Source organism: Sphingobacterium sp. LZ7M1 (assembly GCF_024296865.1).
Classification (GTDB): domain Bacteria; phylum Bacteroidota; class Bacteroidia; order Sphingobacteriales; family Sphingobacteriaceae; genus Sphingobacterium.
This window is the reverse complement of sequence record NZ_CP101134.1, coordinates 1,629,519-1,651,532: the sequence shown is the minus strand read 5'-3', so window position 1 is coordinate 1,651,532 and position 22,014 is coordinate 1,629,519. Positions and strand designations below refer to the sequence as shown.

Below are 22,014 nucleotides of genomic sequence, written 5' to 3'. Positions count from 1 at the left end.
GTGTAAGCCACAAGCTAATCTCGCTATTTTTAAAAAATGGAGTGTTATAAAAAAATTAGTCATTTATGAAGAAAGTTGTATTTATCGCATTTGCTATTGAAGACAAAACACAAAGAGATTTTTTGAAAGGACAATCTCTTTTAACACATTCACCTTTCGAATATATTGATATGTCTGTGAAAGAACCTTATAGTGAAGATTGGAAATCCAGAGTTAGAACGAGAATTAGACGTTCCGATGGTATAATTGTTTTAGTTAGCAAGAATTCTTTATCGTCATCAGGACAAAAGTGGGAAATTCAATGTGCTAAGGAAGAGAGAAAAAAAATTCTTGGGGTTTGGGCGTACTCAAATGACCGAACCGAAATCGCAGGTATAACTACGAAAGTTTGGACTTGGGACAATATTAAAAATTTCATTGATTCCTTATAATGAAAATTGCATTAATTATCGGAATAAATCACTATCCAAATGGAGGCGATTTATATGGTTGTGTTAATGATGCCTACTCAGTCAAAGGCATTTTAGAAAGAAATTTTGATGGCTCAGTAAACTTTGATTGTAAATTGCTCACAGCTTCAAATGAGAGAGAATCCCTTGATAGAGGTCAGCTTAAAGATGCTATTAGCCAGCTGTTTAACACTAAATCAGAAGTAGCCTTGCTTTATTTTGCTGGTCATGGGCATATTGAAACAACAGGTGGCTATTTGTTAGGAAGTGATGCAAAAAGAGGTGATGATGGAGTTTCTTTAAACGATATTTTAGTTTTAGCTAACGATTCACCAGCAACCAACAAAGTTATTATATTAGATAGTTGTCATTCGGGTATTGCCGGAAATCCACCTAATATAAAAGATAGTGCTTTAATTAATGAGGGAATAACTATTTTAACAGCCTCAACCTCCGACCAATATGCATCAGAACAAAACGGTAGTGGCGTTTTTACAACATTATTAGTTGACGCCCTAAACGGTAGTGCCTCTAATATTTTAGGAGATATAACGCCAGGAAGTGTTTATGCTCATATTGACCAATCCTTGGGGGCATGGGAGCAACGACCTATCTTCAAAACAAATGTACGGAACTTTATATCTTTAAGAAAAGCGTCACCCTCAATAGAATTGGACGACTTACGAATGATAAAAGATTTATTTCCCGTAGCCGGATTTGAATTTAATCTTGACCCTTCCTTTGAACCGGAAATGAAAGGACGAGATAAAGGTATGCCCGACCCAATTGAAGAAAACACCAAGATATTTGCTGTTCTACAAAAATATAATAGACTTAATTTACTTAAACCAGTAGGCGCTCAACATATGTGGAATGTCGCAATGGAAAGTAAATCTTGCAAATTGACAGCATTGGGAGAACATTATAGGAAACTTGCGGAAAACAATAGAATATAAAATTAGAAGTTTTGATTAGCAAAGAAACCTAAGATTGTGATTGATTTTTAAAATATTCCATTGCTATCCCACTAATCCCAACACTGAAATATTTTTTGTTTTCGCTCAATGCTTTAACGGCGGTTAGCATTTCATCGGGGTCTGCAAATTTCAGAATATATCCCGAAACACCTGCCTTTAGCATATCCGTTACGCTTTCGGTGTCGTCTTCCGTACTGGAAATTAGGACTTTCAAATCGGGATGCTTTTCGAGTAAAAGTTTAGCCGTGGCAAAATCTTCCTCAATGAGACAGACATCGGGTAATCTGTTATTCTCTTTTAGTTTTTGTAGGGCATCCTGCCCGTTACCTGTTTGGAACAATACTGTATAGCCCGAATTTTCAAGTTGCTTTACGGGCATCTCCCGAAGATGTGCATGGCTATCTATGACCGCTACACAGACTTTTTTTTTGTTTTCTTTTCCAGTAACCATAATATCTGTTTTTAAAAGTAGCGACCTGCAATAAAAAAGCGTAGGCAACTACACTTATCGACATTAAGGCACTGGTACGCCTCTCTCCGAATAAGCGAGCGCCCACGCCATAGCATGAGCGTTCTTACTTATTTGTCTCGGAGAATTGTTTAAAATTACCAGTTTTAAATGTCGAGACTTAAAGCAAAAACACTTTAAGATTTTTATATTTTCTAATAGCAAAGATAACAATGTGGATTTTCTTATACAACAGCCATCCGCCTTTTCAATTTGGGTTTAACATGGGAAGATTGTAAAAGAAAAACGGTACAGACCGTAAAGACCTGTACCGTTCCCTAAAACTAAATATCGTTACTTATCGTGGGTTCTGTATCTCCGTGTTTTGGGATGCTTTTTCTTTTGCCTTTTTCTGTCTCGAATAACTCCACAAGAACAGCACACCGAATATAATCAAAGCATAAGCTATCCATTTGCCCAAACGTTCAGAAGTTTTAATAATAACCGACTTTTCATAGGATGAAAAGCCTTCCGCTCCGGTCGGGCTACGCCTGTAAAACTTCCTGCGGTTAATCCAGTAACGGAGACCTAATCCCAAAACCAGTGCTATTATGCCTAAAACCAGTGATGCACCCATAACGATAGCTATTATAATTCGACACTTTGAATTTACGAAAAAGCACCGAATGGCAGGCTTAAAAATGAAAAAAAACTGCCCAACGTGCAGGTTTTTTCTGTCTTTAATCACGGCTGTTAAACTGGAAACTTATTTGCTTTTCGTTCCCGAAGTTGTCCGAAATCCAAATATCAAACGCCTGTGATACGGTGGATTGCGAGGTGTAATACAACCTAAATTGTGTCTGTGGCAACAGGTACACGTCATTGGGCATATACGGCGGTTCACTGTAATAGCGCAATGCTCCCTGTCCGTCAAACTGGAAATAGCGGATGTAGTAACTTGCATCACTGAAATTTCCGCTTCGCTGTATCGTTACCCTTATTTCTACGGTTTGACCATTTGACACATCCTTTGGAACAGGCATTACCTGTACCTCAAACAGGTAATTTTGTTGTATGTCGAGGTCGTCTTTTTCACACGAGGTCAGTACCACGGCGCAGACCAACATCGCCAAGAGCATGAACATTGCCTGCAAATGTAGCCCGTACTTTCTGATTAATATTTTCTGATTCTCCGCAAACACACCTAATATTTTTAGTATATTAGCGCTCAAAAAGCAGGGATTATGAACATATTCAGTTTTACGGCTCATTTCGGTTCGGAGGAAGATTGTCGTTTGCATTTCAAGGAGCAGCGTGATAAGGAAGGGGTTGTCTGCAAGCGATGCGGGGGCACTTCCCATTATTGGTTACAGGGTAAATGGAGTTATGAATGCAAAGGTTGCCGTTTCCGCACCTCGTTGCGCAGCGGTACGATCATGGAGAGCTCCAAGCTGCCGTTTCTGGTGTGGTACAAAACGATGTTCCTGATGAGTTGCACAAAAAAGGGATTCTCCACCAACGAACTCCAGAAGCAATTAGGATTGAAGCGTTACGAACCGGTATGGGCGATGGTACACAAACTCCGCAGGGCGATGGGCAACCGGGATGCAAGGTATACACTGGAAGGGATGATAGAACTGGATGAGGGTTACTTTTCGGTGGCCAGTAAGGAAATCGAGCGAGGCAAGGGTACACGTGGCCGGGGAGCCGAGGGAAAGCAGAACGTTGCGGTGATGGCCGAAAGCACCCCGTTGGAAGATATCGAAACGGGCAAAAAGGAGAAGCATGTGCGTTATTTCAAGGCCAGGGTACTGGATAGCCATCAAAGTGAAGGAATCAACGGCGTGGTCAGGGACTGCATGGAGGATGATGCCATCGTATTTTCGGACAAAAGCACTTCTTACGTTGACATCTCCGATCTGGTGGAATTGCACGTCACCGAGAAATCAGACGCCAAAACCACCAAGGAAACACTCAAATGGGTGCATATCGCAATCAGTAATGCAAAACGGACATTGCTGGGCAACTACCATAAAATCAAAAGGAAATACTTACAGTTGTATCTCAACGAGTTTATTTACAAATTAAACAGACGGTATTTTGGAGACAAACTCTTTGACAGACTAGTAATTGCGAATATAACAGGTGCATAAACGGATAATCAGAAAAATCTATATGAACATTATAATTTAAAACCATATGTCATAAGTTATATTGACACAATGTTATTTGCAGATAAACTTGGGATGCCTAAAAAAATAAAAGATTTAGCAGAGAGTTTGGACTTAGAAGTAACAAATCATCACGACCCAGAATTCGATGCAAAACTTTGTGCTTTAATATTTGGCGAATTGACTGACAAGTATCCAAGTTATCAAGAACTAATAAGAAAAATTGATGACCAGCCTAAAACAAATAATAATTATTTCAATCAACCAAGTGAAGATGTTTTAGAAGAAAATGAAGAGCATTTATCAAATTATCAAATAACTCAAAACGAACTTGAAAACATTGATTTAATAGGAAAAGGAATAGTTATTACGGGCAACTTTTCAATAGAAAGAGAAGAAATAAAAACTTTTCTAATGAAAATTGGTGGACAAATAAAATCAGGAATAACAGGTAAAGTAGATTTTGTTTTTGCAGGTGAAGATTGTGGTTGGTCAAAAATCCAAAAAATAAACGACTTAAACCAATCAAAAAAAGCAAACATTAGAATTTTAAACGAAGCTGACTTAAATTATCTTATCAAAAAATACGGCATATAACATCGCATTGGCAAAATGGCGGGTTAAGTGCCAAACTCAACTTTTGTGCATTTTATTCCGCCGAATGTGTTCCACATTCAGCTTTTTTTAATAATTTAGCTTCTGTGGAAACACATCGGCTACGTCACTGCTAAATTGAACTTTTTGTCCAATTTATCCGCCACTTCGCCAATGCGTTTCCCGTTAGTGGCAACAAAAACAAACGATAATTAGACAATAAATGAAAAATATTTTATTTGTAGTTTTTATTTCAATGATATTTTTATTTGTTTGCTGTAACACAACAACGAATAAAAACATAATTGAAACAGAAATTTCTGATTTTGACAAAATTTTAGATAGTTTTCAAGTAAATGGTTCAATTCTAATTTATGATAACGACAAGAATACTTTTTACTCAAATGACTTTGATTGGGCTAAAAACGGAAAATTACCTGCATCAACATTCAAAATTCCAAATTCTATAATTGCTGTTGAATTAGGCATTATTGAAAATGATACAACTATTTTAAAATGGAATGGCGAGCAGAGAAAAATGGATATTTGGGAAAAAGATTTATCATTTAAAGATGCTTTTAGAATTTCCTGTGTTCCTTGCTATCAGGAAATTGCAAGGAAAATCGGAACAATTAAAATGAAAGAATATTTAGAAAAATTTGAGTATAAAAATATGATTTTTGACAGTTTAACGATTGACAATTTTTGGCTTGAAGGAAATTCAAAAATATCTCAAAAACAACAAATCGACTTTTTAAGGAAATTCTATTTTTCAAAATTTCCAATTTCTGATAGGACAATAAAGATTGTCAAAAATATTATGGAAATTGAGCGAACTGAAAATTACATTTTAAGCGGTAAGACTGGATTAAGTTCGATAGAAGAAAAATATAATGGTTGGTTTGTTGGTTATGTTGAAACAAAATCTAATGTTTATTTTTTTGCAACAAATGTAATTCCGACAGACGGATTGAATGTTGATGATTTTATTTCATCGAGAATTAATGTAACAAAAAATGCGTTAAAGCAAATGAATATAATGAAATGATAAATGCCACTAACATATGGTAGCCGATAATTGCCGGCTTTCGTGCCAACTTGATACTTTGGTGCTTTTAACGAACCGAAGTGCTAAATTGATACGAAAGTGCTGTAAATCCGGCAACTACGGCTACCATTTTTCGTTATGCGGCAGCTTAAAAGACGACACCAAACCAGAAAAATCATCTTGACAACCACCCGACTTTGAACTACGAAGGATGAAATTTTTCAGGGACAACTTCCAGCATTTCCAAAAAACAGTTTACCCATTGACTTGGAGACAAACAAACAATTTGAGCATTAAGGTTTAAACCGAATTTTTCCGAAATTGACCTGACCTGACTTTTCCTGAAAATCGACTTTAAAGCTGTTTTTACAGATAAATCAGGTTTCTCTAACAGACAGGAAATAAATGCTAAGTATTTGGCTTTAAACTTAAAATCAAAAAATAACTGTTTTCTTTTAATGTTTAACAGGGCTGATTTGACAGTTGGCGGTGGAAAGAAACTTTCAGGACCTACCTCATAGACAAGTTTCAAATCAAAAAAAGTATGATAGAAAACGGTATATGGATTGTAAAGCTTCCTCGAAAATAACTTTTGTGTAGGTTCTAACTGAAGGACAATGGAACCTCCCAGAAAATTTCCAAGACTCTCAAACATCAGGATTTTGAAAATATCGGAAGTAATGCCATAAGGAATATTTGACACCACTTTGAAAGGAAATTTCGGAACTGCAAAATTCCTAAAATCACAACCGACAACTTGAACATTTCGGGCATCAGAAAATAATTTTCGTAAATGTTCAACCAAAGCTGTGTCGTTTTCAATAGCAACAACATTGTTGGCGATTTTTAATAAATGAACAGTAAGAAACCCCTTGCCTGCCCCAATATCTAAAACCGTATCCTGATTACTTATATTTGCTTGTCTTATTGCATCTTTTATTAGCACTTTATCAATAGTAAAGTGCTGACCCGTAAAACGAACGGGCAATTTCTTTTTTGTCATTAGTAACTTCTTACAGGTGAATACTTGAATTCAAATCGTGGAGAAGTGAATAGACAGTATTACCCGACAGAGCAACTATGACAACGTAACGCCTTTACAAAAAAGTCGGTACACGAAACCCATAGACTAATTGTCTTGACCTAAAAGAGATTGGAATTTTCAGGACTGCCTATCACTTAGATAGAAGTCCAAGGTCTGCTGAAATACATAATTCAAAAATTGAAATTGCTTGACTGCAAATTTAGTAACTTTGCTTGACAAATTAACGAGAAAGAAGAGAAAATGAAAACCGACCGCATAACATCACCTATACGCAAGCAGGGGTTTCGTGCTTCGTAGGACAGTTAAGTGGTAAATTTAAAGTTCAGTTCTTCGTAGGAAGTTCAGTGGTTAAAATCCCTGCCTGCGTATAGCTGAGAACCGTTGTTAGCAATCCGCTGCGCTCCTTGCTAACAATGGCTCGGCGACTTACGTCGCTTGCCGTAAGCCGCCGCTTCGCGGACTGCTTACAACAAGCGACTTGGCTAAATAGCTCCGCTTTTGTATCTTCGATACAGCTTCGCTACTTCGCCAATTCGCCGAGCCATTATGGGCCATTTTTGAATGACAATGCGAATAGATACAGACAAACAAATGAATTTACTTAGTGATAAGAACGTTGCAATAATTGGTGGTGGACCCGTTGGACTGACTATGGCAAAATTATTACAGCAAAACGGCATAGACGTTTCAGTTTACGAAAGAGACAACGACCGAGAGGCAAGAATTTTTGGTGGAACCCTTGACCTACACAAAGGTTCAGGTCAGGAAGCAATGAAAAAAGCGGGATTGTTACAAACTTATTATGACTTAGCCTTACCAATGGGTGTAAATATTGCTGATAAAAAAGGCAATATTTTATCCACAAAAAATGTAAAGCCCGAAAATCGATTTGACAATCCTGAAATAAACAGAAATGACTTAAGGGCTATCTTGTTGAATAGTTTAGAAAACGACACGGTTATTTGGGATAGAAAACTTGTTATGCTTGAACCTGGTAAGAAGAAGTGGACACTAACTTTTGAGAATAAACCGAGTGAAACAGCAGATTTGGTTATTCTTGCCAATGGCGGGATGTCCAAGGTAAGAAAATTTGTTACCGACACGGAAGTTGAAGAAACAGGTACTTTCAATATACAAGCCGATATTCATCAACCAGAGATAAACTGTCCTGGATTTTTTCAGCTATGCAATGGAAACCGGCTAATGGCATCTCACCAAGGTAATTTATTATTTGCTAACCCCAATAATAATGGTGCATTGCATTTTGGAATAAGTTTTAAAACACCTGATGAATGGAAAAACCAAACGCAGGTAGATTTTCAAAACAGAAATAGTGTCGTTGATTTTCTTCTGAAAGAATTTTCCGATTGGGACGAACGCTACAAAGAATTGATTCATACGACGTTGTCATTTGTAGGATTGGCTACACGGATATTTCCTTTAGAAAAGCCTTGGAAAAGCAAGCGCCCATTACCCATAACAATGATTGGGGATGCCGCACATTTGATGCCGCCTTTTGCAGGGCAGGGAGTAAATAGTGGGTTGGTGGATGCCTTGATATTGTCTGATAATCTAGCCGATGGAAAATTTAATAGCATTGAAGAGGCTGTTAAAAATTATGAACAGCAAATGTTTATCTATGGCAAAGAAGCACAAGAAGAATCAACTCAAAACGAAATTGAAATGTTTAAACCCGACTTTACGTTTCAGCAATTGTTAAATGTATAAAATGGAATAAAACGGCACATAACAAACAAATTGGCAATAGAGCCGGTGAAGTACTTCTATTGAACTTTTGTGCAATGTTGAAGATTAGTAATTCTATTCAACATTTGTGCTAAAAGTCGGCTCCATCGCCAATTTGCCAGCCGTTATGTGTAATTTTAGCCGCAAACGCAGTTAAAACAAAAAGGCTCCGAATTTCGGAACCTTCTTTTTATCATTTCATTTTTCTAAAAAACTTGTACAACAAATCGATTTTATTTGAACAAAGAATTGGCATTGCTTCAAAAAGGGTTTCTTCATCCCATTCCCACCATTTCATTTCCTGCAATTTTTGGATGTCATCATCACTAAATCTCTTTTTTATCAATTTGGCTGGATTTCCCCCTACAATTGAATAAGGTTCAACATCTTTTGTAACCAAAGCACGACTGCCAATAACAGCTCCATCTCCTATCTGAACTCCTGGCATTATCATAGCTTCACTACCAATCCAAACATCATTCCCAACAACTGTATCTCCTGCTTTTTGAAATCCATCTTGGCTTTTACTGAAAACATCAAATTCAGACATATAAAAAAATGGAAAACTGGAAATCCAATCATATTTATGACCTTGATTACCTGCCATTATGAAACTTGCACCGCTCCCTATTGAACAATAAGAACCGATAATTAGTTTATCGACATCATTCCTGTCCGGAAACAGATAACGAGCACAATCGTCAAATGAATGACCGTGATAATAACCAGAATAATAAGAATATTTACCCGAAATTATATTGGGATTAGTTATGTGGTCTTTGATTATTTTTCCTTTAAAAGGACTTTCGAAGTAATTTTTCATTATTTAACATATTTAATTTACAATAAGAGACAATAAGGAAACGAAGAATAATACTAAACTATTCTCTTCCTATACGTTGCGTAAAGTAAATTTGCTAATCTGATAATTTCATCTGACAAAGATACTAAAAAACTACACATAACATCGCATTGGCAAAATGGCGGGTTAAGTTCAAAATTCAACTTTTGTGCTTTTTATTCCGCCGAATGTGTCCCACATTCAGCTTTTTTTTAATAATTTAGCTTCTGTGGAAACACATCGGCTACGTCACTGCTAAATTGAACTTTCGGTTCAATTTATCCGCCACTTCGCCAATGCGTTTCCCGTTAGCGGTCAGGTAAGGACAACAAAAACTTTCTGGTCGGAATAAATATTTAATATATCATAAATGTGAAAGAAATAACCTTCGAATTCAAACCACTAAATGAAACACAACTGCCAATATTAACAAAGTGGCTTAACTATCCACACTTACAAGAATGGTGGAATTCAGAAGAAATAACACTTGAGAAGGTTCGGGATAAATATCTACCAAGAATTTTAGGTAATGATTCCGCAAGACCCTATATAATCTATCTTGATAAAAAACCTTTTGGATATATTCAATATTACTATGCATCGGAGGGCGACCCAAATTGGTGGCCAGATGAACCTGGACAAGGTGTCATTGGAATTGACCAATTTATTGCTGACAACAAATTATTAGGTAAAGGTTATGGAACGCTGATGATAACTCAATTTATTCATTTTCTGACAAAACAAATTAACATTACAGAAGTACGGGTTGACCCAAGACCTGATAATCATAGAGCAGTTAATTGTTATGAAAAAGTAGGCTTTCGTAAAGTTCAAAATATAATTACACCAGACGGACCTGCGACAATGATGATACTTGACATTACTCTTATCGTAAATGAATGAAAATTTTTGACATTAATAAGATTGAGAAAACCCGAACCGCCAACAATGGCTATAAGTAATTGCTTGTTCTCACCTACTTCTGAAAATCCTCGCGGATTTTCAGTTTGGTGTGTATTTGCAAAGTTTCGTGCTAAACCACGCAACTACTCATAGCCGAGACCGTTAGCGGTCATTGAAAAAAGACACGGAAAATGAATTGAACAAAAAAATGAAGTTAGAGTTACAAATATTACAATCACATAATCTTGACGAACTAAAAGAGCTTATTTTGCTGTTTGAGGATGTATTTGAAATGAAAAATTTCAAATTACCAGACGAAACACATTTACGGAAACTTTTAGCAAAAGAAAACTTCTTTGCAGTTGTCGCCAAGACAAATGACAAGATTATTGGCGGACTAACAATTTACGTACTTGACCAGTACTACTCCCACAAACCATTAGCGTATATCTACGACCTTGCAGTATTGACAAATTATCAAAGAAAGGGAGTTGGGAAAAGTTTAATTGCATTTACAAACAATTTCTGCAAACAAAAAGGTTTTGAAGAAGTATTTGTGCAGGCAGATAAAGTTGATGACTATGCCATTGACTTTTACAGAACAACCAAACCGACAAATGAGGAACAAGTGGTACATTTTTATTATACACTCAATGAGTAAAGTGAGCTTGCAAACAAATAACAACTAAACCAAATTTTATGACAGTAATACAAAAAACGTATGGATACAATGAGAAAAATCAAAATTGAAAAGGACATCAAAGTCATTTTCATTCAGGCAAAAACTTTTTCGGATGGAATTTTAGAGGCGTTTCAGAAACTACACACTTTACTTGAGTTCCCCCCCCCACAACGAAGAAATTTTGGCATTTCAAGACCTGAAAACGGGAAAATTGCCTACAGAGTGGCTGCGGAAGAACGAACAAGAAGCGATTTACAAAAACACGGGTTGACGGAATTTACCATTCCAAGCGGTAATTAAATAGCAATCGAAATTAAGAATTTTAGATAAGATTTGAACTTGATTAAAGATGCGTTTGACAAACTTTTGACCGTTCCCAACATTGACCCCAACGGATACTGTATTGAAGGATATAACGGCATAGATGACGTAGTTTGTATGGTTAGACTTGATGAAACAAAAACAACGAACCGCTAACAAGGGTTTGCCAAAAGCGGGGCTGAACGGCTTCGATTGGGCATTTGTACAAGGTTCAACTTTCGTTCTTCGATTGAATTTTTGTGCTAAAAATCCCCGCCTTCGGCAAGCCCCAAACCGTTAGCGGGCATTGTAAAGGACTACCTCTAAAAAAGAAAACTTAGAAATGTATGAACTTAGAATTGCAAATACTACAATCTGACAATATTAAAGAGTTCAAGGACTTAATAGTTATTTTTGAAAATGTATTTGAAATGAAAAATTTCAATTTGCCAAGTGAATTGCACTTACAGAAACTATTAAACCAAGAAACCTTTTATGTAGTTACGGCTAGGGCAAACAACAAAGTTATAGGTGGGCTGACAGTTTATGTGCTTGACCAGTACTATTCAGATAAACCATTAGCCTATATATATGACCTTGCAGTATTGACGAATTACCAAAGAAAAGGCGTGGGGCGAAAGTTAATAGCGTTTACAAATCAATATTTCAAAGAAAAGGGATTTGAAGAAGTTTTTGTGCAAGCAGATGAAGTTGACAATTATGCTCTTGATTTCTACCGTCTTACAAATCCGACAGAAGAAGAGAAAGTGCGACATTTCTATTACAAATTAACTCTTGACAGTGAAAAGTAAACAAGAACAACGACCCGCTAACACGGGTTTTGCGTCAGGCGGGGTGACGTATCACTTGGAGCTTTGTGCTTCTATTCAAGTTCAGTGCAGGTTGACAGTTTTGTGCTCCGAAACCCGCCCGAACGCAAAGCCCGAAAACGTTGTTAGCAATCCGCTGCGCTCCTTGCTAACAATGGCTCGGCGACTTACGTCGCTTGCCGTAAGCCGCCGCTTCGCGGACTGCTTACAACAAGCGACTTGGCTAAATAGCTCCGCTTTTGTATCTTCGATACAGCTTCGCTACTTCGCCAATTCGCCGAGCCATTAGCGGTAATTTTACCAAACAGAATGTTGAACATAAAAAAATATAATCCGATGAAGCTATAAGTAACTGTTCAAAATAAAAAAAGTGAAACTTTTTTATTGCTTTCAAAAAGCAGTGAGAATTTCTATTATCAACTTTTAAAAATTAGAAGAAATGACGCAGTTACAAATGATTAACAAAACAAAATCTATAGCTCAACAAGACGAAAATGTTTCCGCTGTTTTTATGTATGGTTCATTTACTAAAAGCGAAGGAGATAAATATTCTGATATCGAATTTTACATCTTTTTAAAAAATAAAGAAAATTTCTCGTCGGAAAAATGGGTAAATCAAATTCATCCTGTGGCATTATATTTTACAAATGAATATGGAAGCGAAGTTGCTATTTTTGAGAATATGGTCAGAGGCGAATTTCATTTTTTAAAAACGGAGGAAATTGAAATTATCAAATCTTGGGACGGAATTGTTGCATTTAGCGATTTTGACCAAATGAACCTAATCGACAAAGACGGACATTTAACGAAAACACTAAATCAAATCAAAACGAAATCGCCCGAAAGAATAACAAATGAAAACATCTTGTGGTTAAGTCAATCATTACTGAATGTTATACTGACAACAAGCAACTTAATTAAGCGAGAAGAATTTGCTCATGCTCATCATAGTTTATCAAATGTTCAGAAATATTTGCTTTGGCTTATTAGAGCAAGAACAAACAAAACCCAACATTGGGAAAGTCCAACTAAAAGTCTTGAAAAGGATATTGATACGACTTGGTATTTTGCGTATAAAACAGTAACATCGGATTTAAATCCTAAAAATATAATTTTAGCTTTTGAAAACTCATTAAATTTATCGGAAAAACTATTTGACGAACTAAATATTGAACCAAAAATGAAAGAAATCCTACATGAAATAAGAAAAAACTACCGCTAACATCGGTTTGGCGAAATGGCGGGTTATGGGAAATATAGAAAGTTCGTACATTTTTTGTCGCAACAGCTTTTTATATTTCCTTTTTTGTTAATTTAGTAAATAATAAAAAGCTGTTGCTCAAGTTAGTGAAAGATTGAAAGTATTGGCTTTCTAATCCGCCACTATCGCCAAGCCGCGGCCCGTTGTTAGCAATCCGCTGCGCTCCTTGCTAACAATGGCTCGGCGACTTACGTCGCTTGCCGTAAGCCGCCGCTTCGCGGACTGCTTACAACAAGCGACTTGGCTAAATAGCTCCGCTTTTGTATCTTCGATACAGCTTCGCTACTTCGCCAATTCGCCGAGCCATTGTGCGCAATATTACCGCCGCGACTTTCAAACAAAATTTATGAGATTTTTTTAACTCTGAACTGACTTTTTTGCTGGCTGAATTCTGAATCTGAATTTACCTTTGGAAAAATAACCGAACTGAGGATTGCCGCTTAAAAAACCGCACTGACTTTTCCAAAACTACTGATCTGACTCCCCTACTTTGCACTTAGCGTCCTGGACTAAACTTCAGAAAACTATTTCTGCTAAAAACAAACGTGCAAAACTGCATGAATTCAATATCTTTTTAACTGTCTGACTGACTATTAAAAGCACTAAAACTCCCTTGAAATTAAAAAATACTGCGCACAACACGGTATTTCTGTTAGCGGGGTTGAAGTATACATCATAAAGATTTTCGCGAGTTGTTCTTTTTGTTATATTTACAAAAACTAATTATAATAATCCCCGCCAACAGAAATACCCAAACGTTGGTGGCAAGGCTAAAAGACACAGCAAATGGACATCAGTAAAGACGTAAAAAATCAACTTGACAAATATTTTGGAAATTATACTACCACACAAATTTCAGGTGGTTCAACAAATGCTGAATTGTTCAGGGTTACGACAGATGAATCAAAGAGTTTTATTCTCAAAAAACAAATTTATAGTAACCATAATGTAAACCTCAAATACGATTATCAAAATTATTTATGGCTTGACGGAAAAATTCCAGTTCCTAAGATTATTTTTTATGAACAATTAAGCGACTTTGAATTGTTATGTATGACGGAACTGCAAGGAAAAACTCTTGAATATTATTTTGATAAAATAGAAACTGAAGAAATTATTAAGCAATATGCAATATCATTGAAAAAACTTCATTCTTTGAAAATTGACAATACTGCGTTGGTTCAACACCTTGACTTGAAAATTTCAAAAGCAAGATTTAATTTAGATAGTGGGTTAATTGATTTTACAGACTTACAACCCGAAAATCAAACTTACAGCCCCGAAGAACTATTTGTGAAATTATTAAGCATAAAGCCATCAGACTATGAATTAGTGTTTACACACGGAGATTACTGTTTTGACAACTTAATTTTTGACAATCATAACTTAAGTGGTTTTATAGACATTGGCAATGGAGGTATAACAGATAAATATCAAGATATTGCACTTGCTGTTAGAAACATACGAGATAATTTTAGACCAGAAATGGTTGACATATTTTACAAGGTATATGGACTTGATAAGCCAAACAAAAATAAAATAGAGTTTTATATATTATTAGACGAGTTCTTTTGAAAGAAGCCCAGCCACCAACATCGTATTGGCAATAGTGGGGCTGATAGTTATAAATTCAACATTTGTGCTTCTATCGGGCATTAGTGCAAATGTTGGGCTGACGTTTTTCAAATGCCCCACCATCGCCAATACGTAACCGTTAGTGGCAACAAAAACAAACGATAATTAGACAATAAATGAAAAATATTTTATTTGTAGTTTTTATTTCAATGATATTTTTATTTGTTTGCTGTAACACAACAACGAATAAAAACATAATTGAAACAGAAATTTCTGATTTTGACAAAATTTTAGATAGTTTTCAAGTAAATGGTTCAATTCTAATTTATGATAACGACAAGAATACTTTTTACTCAAATGACTTTGATTGGGCTAAAAACGGAAAATTACCTGCATCAACATTCAAAATTCCAAATTCTATAATTGCTGTTGAATTAGGCATTATTGAAAATGATACAACTATTTTAAAATGGAATGGCGAGCAGAGAAAAATGGATATTTGGGAAAAAGATTTATCATTTAAAGATGCTTTTAGAATTTCCTGTGTTCCTTGCTATCAGGAAATTGCAAGGAAAATCGGAACAATTAAAATGAAAGAATATTTAGAAAAATTTGAGTATAAAAATATGATTTTTGACAGTTTAACGATTGACAATTTTTGGCTTGAAGGAAATTCAAAAATATCTCAAAAACAACAAATCGACTTTTTAAGGAAATTCTATTTTTCAAAATTTCCAATTTCTGATAGGACAATAAAGATTGTCAAAAATATTATGGAAATTGAGCGAACTGAAAATTACATTTTAAGCGGTAAGACTGGATTAAGTTCGATAGAAGAAAAATATAATGGTTGGTTTGTTGGTTATGTTGAAACAAAATCTAATGTTTATTTTTTTGCAACAAATGTAATTCCGACAGACGGATTGAATGTTGATGATTTTATTTCATCGAGAATTAATGTAACAAAAAATGCGTTAAAGCAAATGAATATAATGAAATGATAAATGCCACTAACATATGGTAGCCGATAATTGCCGGCTTTCGTGCCAACTTGATACTTTGGTGCTTTTAACGAACCGAAGTGCTAAATTGATACGAAAGTGCTGTAAATCCGGCAACTACGGCTACCATTTTTCGTTATGTGCCATTTTTGAATGACAATGCGAATAGATACAGACAAACAAATGAATTTACTTAGTGATAAGAACGTTGCAATAATTGGTGGTGGACCCGTTGGACTGACTATGGCAAAATTATTACAGCAAAACGGCATAGACGTTTCAGTTTACGAAAGAGACAACGACCGAGAGGCAAGAATTTTTGGTGGAACCCTTGACCTACACAAAGGTTCAGGTCAGGAAGCAATGAAAAAAGCGGGATTGTTACAAACTTATTATGACTTAGCCTTACCAATGGGTGTAAATATTGCTGATGAAAAAGGCAATATTTTATCCACAAAAAATGTAAAGCCCGAAAATCGATTTGACAATCCTGAAATAAACAGAAATGACTTAAGGGCTATCTTGTTGAATAGTTTAGAAAACGACACGGTTATTTGGGATAGAAAACTTGTTATGCTTGAACCTGGTAAGAAGAAGTGGACACTAACTTTTGAGAATAAACCGAGTGAAACAGCAGATTTGGTTATTCTTGCCAATGGCGGGATGTCCAAGGTAAGAAAATTTGTTACCGACACGGAAGTTGAAGAAACAGGTACTTTCAATATACAAGCCGATATTCATCAACCAGAGATAAACTGTCCTGGATTTTTTCAGCTATGCAATGGAAACCGGCTAATGGCATCTCACCAAGGTAATTTATTATTTGCTAACCCCAATAATAATGGTGCATTGCATTTTGGAATAAGTTTTAAAACACCTGATGAATGGAAAAACCAAACGCAGGTAGATTTTCAAAACAGAAATAGTGTCGTTGATTTTCTTCTGAAAGAATTTTCCGATTGGGACGAACGCTACAAAGAATTGATTCATACGACGTTGTCATTTGTAGGATTGGCTACACGGATATTTCCTTTAGAAAAGCCTTGGAAAAGCAAGCGCCCATTACCCATAACAATGATTGGGGATGCCGCACATTTGATGCCGCCTTTTGCAGGGCAGGGAGTAAATAGTGGGTTGGTGGATGCCTTGATATTGTCTGATAATCTAGCCGATGGAAAATTTAATAGCATTGAAGAGGCTGTTAAAAATTATGAACAGCAAATGTTTATCTATGGCAAAGAAGCACAAGAAGAATCAACTCAAAACGAAATTGAAATGTTTAAACCCGACTTTACGTTTCAGCAATTGTTAAATGTATAAAATGGAATAAAACGGCACATAACAAACAAATTGGCAATAGAGCCGGTGAAGTACTTCTATTGAACTTTTGTGCAATGTTGAAGATTAGTAATTCTATTCAACATTTGTGCTAAAAGTCGGCTCCATCGCCAATTTGCCAAACGTTGTTAGCAATCCGCTGCGCTCCTTGCTAACAATGGCTCGGCGACTTACGTCGCTTGCCGTAAGCCGCCGCTTCGCGGACTGCTTACAACAAGCGACTTGGCTAAATAGCTCCGCTTTTGTATCTTCGATACAGCTTCGCTACTTCGCCAATTCGCCGAGCCATTATGTGTAATTTTAGCCGCAAACGCAGTTAAAACAAAAAGGCTCCGAATTTCGGAACCTTCTTTTTATCATTTCATTTTTCTAAAAAACTTGTACAACAAATCGATTTTATTTGAACAAAGAATTGGCATTGCTTCAAAAAGGGTTTCTTCATCCCATTCCCACCATTTCATTTCCTGCAATTTTTGGATGTCATCATCACTAAATCTCTTTTTTATCAATTTGGCTGGATTTCCCCCTACAATTGAATAAGGTTCAACATCTTTTGTAACCAAAGCACGACTGCCAATAACAGCTCCATCTCCTATCTGAACTCCTGGCATTATCATAGCTTCACTACCAATCCAAACATCATTCCCAACAACTGTATCTCCTGCTTTTTGAAATCCATCTTGGCTTTTACTGAAAACATCAAATTCAGACATATAAAAAAATGGAAAACTGGAAATCCAATCATATTTATGACCTTGATTACCTGCCATTATGAAACTTGCACCGCTCCCTATTGAACAATAAGAACCGATAATTAGTTTATCGACATCATTCCTGTCCGGAAACAGATAACGAGCACAATCGTCAAATGAATGACCGTGATAATAACCAGAATAATAAGAATATTTACCCGAAATTATATTGGGATTAGTTATGTGGTCTTTGATTATTTTTCCTTTAAAAGGACTTTCGAAGTAATTTTTCATTATTTAACATATTTAATTTACAATAAGAGACAATAAGGAAACGAAGAATAATACTAAACTATTCTCTTCCTATACGTTGCGTAAAGTAAATTTGCTAATCTGATAATTTCATCTGACAAAGATACTAAAAAACTACACATAACATCGCATTGGCAAAATGGCGGGTTAAGTTCAAAATTCAACTTTTGTGCTTTTTATTCCGCCGAATGTGTCCCACATTCAGCTTTTTTTTAATAATTTAGCTTCTGTGGAAACACATCGGCTACGTCACTGCTAAATTGAACTTTCGGTTCAATTTATCCGCCACTTCGCCAATGCGTTTCCCGTTGTACGACATAGTAAAACCGAACCAAACAAAATGAAAGTCAGAGAAGAAAAGTTAAGAACAATTATAGAATGGTCGGAGAAAAACGAAGATGTAAGAGTTCTTCTTCTGACAAGTTCACTTGTAAATCCTTTAGCACTTGTTGACGAATTTAGTGATTTAGACATTGAATTTGTTTTTGAGGATAATACAAATTACATTTCAGACAAAAGCTGGACGCTTAAATTCGGAAATCCAATTGCTATGATTGAAGAAGACGAAAGTTGTTTTAACCATAAACACGCAATGAAAATGCTACTTTATGAAGACGGTGTGAAAGTAGATTTTAAACTTTACAGCAAATCAAAATTTATAAAGGAAACGCAAGAGAAAGAATTACCAGAAGATTGGGATATTGGTTATAAAATTTTAATTGATAAAGATGGTATTACAAAGCAAATGCTGAAACCAACTTATCAAATTTCCATTATCAAAAAACCGTCTGAAAAAGAGTTTCAAAATCTAATAAACGATTTTTGGTGGGACACAACTTACGTGGCAAAGTGTCTTGTGAGAGATGAAATATTCTATGCGAAATTTATGTCGGAAACCGTTATTCGCACAGAATATTTAATTCCTTTAATTGAATGGCACATTGCAAGTGAACACAATTGGAACATAACGACCAATAAATATGGACGGCTTTTCAAAAAGTATCTTAACCAGGAAATGTGGGCTAAAACAGAACAAACATTTTCAGGGAGCGATATAAAGGAAAATTGGACTGCTCTATTTTCAATGACTGATTTAGTTTCAGAAATAGGAACTGAATTGTCAAAAAAATTAGAGTACAAATACCCGGATAAATTAGAAAATGACATACGAAAATATTTAGCTGGACTAAAACCCAAAACATAACTACGTCGTACAACATCGTATTGGCAATAGGCGGGCTGAACGGCTTCGTATCAACGGAAGTGCAAAATTCAACTTCTGTTCTTCGATTAAAGTTCAGTGCTAAAAATCCCGCCCATCGCCAATACGCGGCACGTTATATGCCATATTACACCAAAACTCGTCTGAATTATACAAAATGAACTATGTTTAACTTTTTTAAACCTAAACCAAAAAATCAAATTGAAATGGAAGTTTCGGGAATAAATCCTGAAACAAACAATGAATTTCTATTCTATAATTTTATCGAAAATACACCAAACTATATTCTTGAACCTTGGCTAAAAAAAGCAAAACAAGTTGGTTATAAAGTAAAACCTCAATACGAACAAGCGATTTTGCAAAAATTGAAATTCAATCAATTTAAAAATCCTCATACATTCCCTGAGTACTTTGAAAATAAATTTGATTTTATTGCTATTGACTTTGAGACAGCAAATAACAGTAGATTAAGTGCTTGTGCAATCGGATTATGCTTCGTGAAAAATGACACAATAGTTTATTCGACAAAACACTATATAAATCCACCAAAATCAGAAAAGTTTTTAAAAACTCATACTTCAATACACGGAATTTCATATGAAGATGTAGAATTTTCCCTTAATTTTCAAGAATTATGGGAAGACGAACTTTCTAAATATCTTTCATCTAATTTATTAATTTTTCATAATGCGAGTATGGACTTGAGTGTTTTGAAAAATCTATCTGATTCTCCGCAAACACACCTAATATTTTTAGTATATTAGCGCTCAAAAAGCAGGGATTATGAACATATTCAGTTTTACGGCTCATTTCGGTTCGGAGGAAGATTGTCGTTTGCATTTCAAGGAGCAGCGTGATAAGGAAGGGGTTGTCTGCAAGCGATGCGGGGGCACTTCCCATTATTGGTTACAGGGTAAATGGAGTTATGAATGCAAAGGTTGCCGTTTCCGCACCTCGTTGCGCAGCGGTACGAACATGGAGAGCTCCAAGCTGCCGTTTCTGGTGTGGTACAAAACGATGTTCCTGATGAGTTGCACAAAAAAGGGATTCTCCACCAACGAACTCCAGAAGCAATTAGGATTGAAGCGTTACGAACCGGTATGGGCGATGGTACACAAACTCCGCAGGGCGATGGGCAACCGGGATGCAAGGTATACACTGGAAGGGATGATAGAACTGGATGAGGGTTACTTTTCGGTGGCCAGTAAGGAAATCGAGCGAGGCAAGGGTACACGTGGCCGGGGAGCCGAGGGAAAGCAGAACGTTGCGGTGATGGCCGAAAGCACCCCGTTGGAAGATATCGAAACGGGCAAAAAGGAGAAGCATGTGCGTTATTTCAAGGCCAGGGTACTGGATAGCCATCAAAGTGAAGGAATCAACGGCGTGGTCAGGGACTGCATGGAGGATGATGCCATCGTATTTTCGGACAAAAGCACTTCTTACGTTGACATCTCCGATCTGGTGGAATTGCACGTCACCGAGAAATCAGACGCCAAAACCACCAAGGAAACACTCAAATGGGTGCATATCGCAATCAGTAATGCAAAACGGACATTGCTGGGCAACTACCATAAAATCAAAAGGAAATACTTACAGTTGTATCTCAACGAGTTTATTTACAAATTAAACAGACGGTATTTTGGAGACAAACTCTTTGACAGACTAGTAATTGCGAATATAACAGGTGCATAAACGGATAATCAGAATCTTTAAACATCCTAATTAACTACCTGCGGATTTTAGGTATTATTATAGAAGCCCCCATGAATAAATCGCTCATCATTTTCGGCATCGTCAACATAACCTCGGACAGTTTCTCCGATGGAGGCCGGTATCTGGCGCCAGACGCAGCCATTGCGCAGGCGCGTAAGCTGATGGCCGAGGGGGCAGATGTGATCGACCTCGGTCCGGCATCCAGCAATCCCGACGCCGCGCCTGTTTCGTCCGACACAGAAATCGCGCGTATCGCGCCGGTGCTGGACGCGCTCAAGGCAGATGGCATTCCCGTCTCGCTCGACAGTTATCAACCCGCGACGCAAGCCTATGCCTTGTCGCGTGGTGTGGCCTATCTCAATGATATTCGCGGTTTTCCAGACGCTGCGTTCTATCCGCAATTGGCGAAATCATCTGCCAAACTCGTCGTTATGCATTCGGTGCAAGACGGGCAGGCAGATCGGCGCGAGGCACCCGCTGGCGACATCATGGATCACATTGCGGCGTTCTTTGACGCGCGCATCGCGGCGCTGACGGGTGCCGGTATCAAACGCAACCGCCTTGTCCTTGATCCCGGCATGGGGTTTTTTCTGGGGGCTGCTCCCGAAACCTCGCTCTCGGTGCTGGCGCGGTTCGATGAATTGCGGCTGCGCTTCGATTTGCCGGTGCTTCTGTCTGTTTCGCGCAAATCCTTTCTGCGCGCGCTCACAGGCCGTGGTCCGGGGGATGTCGGGGCCGCGACACTCGCTGCAGAGCTTGCCGCCGCCGCAGGTGGAGCTGACTTCATCCGCACACACGAGCCGCGCCCCTTGCGCGACGGGCTGGCGGTATTGGCGGCGCTGAAAGAAACCGCAAGAATTCGTTAA

General features: G+C 37.1%; 24 protein-coding genes. 18 read left to right on the top strand and 6 right to left on the bottom strand.

Going from position 1 to position 22,014, the window contains the following annotated elements; translation table 11 throughout:
- Positions 1 to 65: 65 nt before the first annotated feature.
- Positions 66 to 431 (top strand): TIR domain-containing protein, encoded by a 366-nt coding sequence (locus NMK93_RS07100; protein ID WP_149913538.1) that lies wholly within the window; start codon positions 66 to 68, stop codon positions 429 to 431.
- Positions 431 to 1,405, top strand: coding sequence for a caspase family protein (locus tag NMK93_RS07095; RefSeq protein ID WP_149913537.1), 975 nt, complete (start codon positions 431 to 433; stop codon positions 1,403 to 1,405). The genes NMK93_RS07100 and NMK93_RS07095 overlap by 1 nt, the downstream gene beginning before the upstream one ends.
- A gap of 28 nt (positions 1,406 to 1,433) precedes the next feature.
- Here the strand turns inward: NMK93_RS07095 and NMK93_RS07090 are convergent, their stop codons facing one another.
- The 3 genes from NMK93_RS07090 to NMK93_RS07080 form a co-directional block, all read right to left on the bottom strand.
- Entirely contained in the window at positions 1,434 to 1,877 is a 444-nt protein-coding gene (locus NMK93_RS07090) for a response regulator transcription factor (RefSeq protein WP_149913536.1), read from the bottom strand.
- 355 nt (positions 1,878 to 2,232) lie between these two features.
- Entirely contained in the window at positions 2,233 to 2,511 is a 279-nt protein-coding gene (locus NMK93_RS07085; RefSeq protein ID WP_045756378.1) for a hypothetical protein, read from the bottom strand.
- 103 nt (positions 2,512 to 2,614) lie between these two features.
- Positions 2,615 to 3,019, bottom strand: coding sequence for a DUF3872 domain-containing protein (locus NMK93_RS07080; RefSeq protein WP_308214544.1), 405 nt, complete (start codon positions 3,017 to 3,019; stop codon positions 2,615 to 2,617).
- 99 nt (positions 3,020 to 3,118) lie between these two features.
- Here NMK93_RS07080 and NMK93_RS07075 point away from each other — a divergent pair, with 99 nt between their 5' ends.
- The 3 genes from NMK93_RS07075 (at position 3,119) to NMK93_RS07065 (ending at position 5,687) form a co-directional block, all read left to right on the top strand.
- Complete coding sequence (locus NMK93_RS07075; protein ID WP_005807145.1) at positions 3,119 to 4,027, top strand: IS1595-like element ISBbi1 family transposase; 909 nt, start codon at positions 3,119 to 3,121, stop codon at positions 4,025 to 4,027.
- Between the two features lie 69 nt (positions 4,028 to 4,096).
- Positions 4,097 to 4,642 carry a BRCT domain-containing protein gene (locus NMK93_RS07070; RefSeq protein ID WP_005807148.1) on the top strand — a complete coding sequence of 182 codons (546 nt, stop codon included), beginning with the start codon at positions 4,097 to 4,099 and terminating at the stop codon, positions 4,640 to 4,642.
- A 220-nt stretch (positions 4,643 to 4,862) separates the two neighbouring features.
- On the top strand, positions 4,863 to 5,687 hold the full coding sequence (locus NMK93_RS07065; RefSeq protein ID WP_004295324.1) for a class D beta-lactamase OXA-347: 825 nt from the start codon (positions 4,863 to 4,865) through the stop codon (positions 5,685 to 5,687).
- Between the two features lie 202 nt (positions 5,688 to 5,889).
- Here the strand turns inward: NMK93_RS07065 and erm(F) are convergent, their stop codons facing one another.
- Positions 5,890 to 6,690, bottom strand: a complete 801-nt coding sequence (gene erm(F), locus NMK93_RS07060; RefSeq protein ID WP_004295323.1) for a 23S rRNA (adenine(2058)-N(6))-methyltransferase Erm(F) — start codon at positions 6,688 to 6,690, stop codon at positions 5,890 to 5,892.
- Between the two features lie 603 nt (positions 6,691 to 7,293).
- Between erm(F) and tet(X) the strand changes: the two genes are divergently transcribed.
- Positions 7,294 to 8,460 (top strand): tetracycline-inactivating monooxygenase Tet(X), encoded by a 1,167-nt coding sequence (gene tet(X) / locus NMK93_RS07055; protein ID WP_005783159.1) that lies wholly within the window; start codon positions 7,294 to 7,296, stop codon positions 8,458 to 8,460.
- A gap of 211 nt (positions 8,461 to 8,671) precedes the next feature.
- Here tet(X) and catB (NMK93_RS07050) read toward each other — a convergent pair whose 3' ends face one another.
- A complete protein-coding gene (catB, locus tag NMK93_RS07050) occupies positions 8,672 to 9,301 on the bottom strand; it encodes a type B chloramphenicol O-acetyltransferase (protein WP_010256763.1) in 630 nt (209 codons plus the stop codon).
- A gap of 390 nt (positions 9,302 to 9,691) precedes the next feature.
- Here catB (NMK93_RS07050) and NMK93_RS07045 point away from each other — a divergent pair, with 390 nt between their 5' ends.
- From NMK93_RS07045 to NMK93_RS07010, 8 genes are all read left to right on the top strand, one after another.
- Entirely contained in the window at positions 9,692 to 10,222 is a 531-nt protein-coding gene (locus NMK93_RS07045) for an aminoglycoside 6'-N-acetyltransferase AAC(6')-D292 (protein ID WP_058878818.1), read from the top strand.
- A 208-nt stretch (positions 10,223 to 10,430) separates the two neighbouring features.
- Positions 10,431 to 10,883, top strand: coding sequence for a GNAT family N-acetyltransferase (locus NMK93_RS07040; protein ID WP_254529917.1), 453 nt, complete (start codon positions 10,431 to 10,433; stop codon positions 10,881 to 10,883).
- Between the two features lie 69 nt (positions 10,884 to 10,952).
- The gene (locus NMK93_RS07035; protein WP_254529915.1) at positions 10,953 to 11,204 is read left to right on the top strand and encodes a hypothetical protein; all 252 of its coding nucleotides are present in this window, start codon (positions 10,953 to 10,955) and stop codon (positions 11,202 to 11,204) included.
- A gap of 347 nt (positions 11,205 to 11,551) precedes the next feature.
- On the top strand, positions 11,552 to 12,016 hold the full coding sequence (locus tag NMK93_RS07030; protein WP_024568394.1) for a GNAT family N-acetyltransferase: 465 nt from the start codon (positions 11,552 to 11,554) through the stop codon (positions 12,014 to 12,016).
- A gap of 457 nt (positions 12,017 to 12,473) precedes the next feature.
- Positions 12,474 to 13,256, top strand: a complete 783-nt coding sequence (lnu(H), locus tag NMK93_RS07025) for a lincosamide nucleotidyltransferase Lnu(H) (protein ID WP_051021433.1) — start codon at positions 12,474 to 12,476, stop codon at positions 13,254 to 13,256.
- 825 nt (positions 13,257 to 14,081) lie between these two features.
- The gene (locus NMK93_RS07020; RefSeq protein ID WP_154138269.1) at positions 14,082 to 14,870 is read left to right on the top strand and encodes an APH(3') family aminoglycoside O-phosphotransferase; all 789 of its coding nucleotides are present in this window, start codon (positions 14,082 to 14,084) and stop codon (positions 14,868 to 14,870) included.
- A gap of 176 nt (positions 14,871 to 15,046) precedes the next feature.
- Positions 15,047 to 15,871, top strand: a complete 825-nt coding sequence (locus tag NMK93_RS07015; protein WP_004295324.1) for a class D beta-lactamase OXA-347 — start codon at positions 15,047 to 15,049, stop codon at positions 15,869 to 15,871.
- 153 nt (positions 15,872 to 16,024) lie between these two features.
- Positions 16,025 to 17,191 (top strand): tetracycline-inactivating monooxygenase Tet(X2), encoded by a 1,167-nt coding sequence (locus NMK93_RS07010; RefSeq protein WP_008651082.1) that lies wholly within the window; start codon positions 16,025 to 16,027, stop codon positions 17,189 to 17,191.
- A 374-nt stretch (positions 17,192 to 17,565) separates the two neighbouring features.
- On the opposite strand, the gene catB (NMK93_RS07005) is transcribed toward NMK93_RS07010, so the two are convergent.
- The gene (gene catB, locus NMK93_RS07005) at positions 17,566 to 18,195 is read right to left on the bottom strand and encodes a type B chloramphenicol O-acetyltransferase (protein WP_010256763.1); all 630 of its coding nucleotides are present in this window, start codon (positions 18,193 to 18,195) and stop codon (positions 17,566 to 17,568) included.
- A 358-nt stretch (positions 18,196 to 18,553) separates the two neighbouring features.
- Between catB (NMK93_RS07005) and NMK93_RS07000 the strand changes: the two genes are divergently transcribed.
- The 4 genes from NMK93_RS07000 (at position 18,554) to sul2 (ending at position 22,014) form a co-directional block, all read left to right on the top strand.
- Positions 18,554 to 19,417 (top strand): aminoglycoside 6-adenylyltransferase AadS, encoded by an 864-nt coding sequence (locus tag NMK93_RS07000; protein ID WP_003013318.1) that lies wholly within the window; start codon positions 18,554 to 18,556, stop codon positions 19,415 to 19,417.
- Between the two features lie 182 nt (positions 19,418 to 19,599).
- Positions 19,600 to 20,199: an exonuclease domain-containing protein gene (locus tag NMK93_RS06995; protein WP_050427871.1), complete on the top strand. Its 600-nt coding sequence runs from the start codon at positions 19,600 to 19,602 to the stop codon at positions 20,197 to 20,199.
- A gap of 19 nt (positions 20,200 to 20,218) precedes the next feature.
- Positions 20,219 to 21,127, top strand: a complete 909-nt coding sequence (locus NMK93_RS06990; protein ID WP_057281936.1) for an IS1595-like element ISBbi1 family transposase — start codon at positions 20,219 to 20,221, stop codon at positions 21,125 to 21,127.
- A gap of 71 nt (positions 21,128 to 21,198) precedes the next feature.
- A complete protein-coding gene (gene sul2, locus NMK93_RS06985) occupies positions 21,199 to 22,014 on the top strand; it encodes a sulfonamide-resistant dihydropteroate synthase Sul2 (protein ID WP_001043260.1) in 816 nt (271 codons plus the stop codon).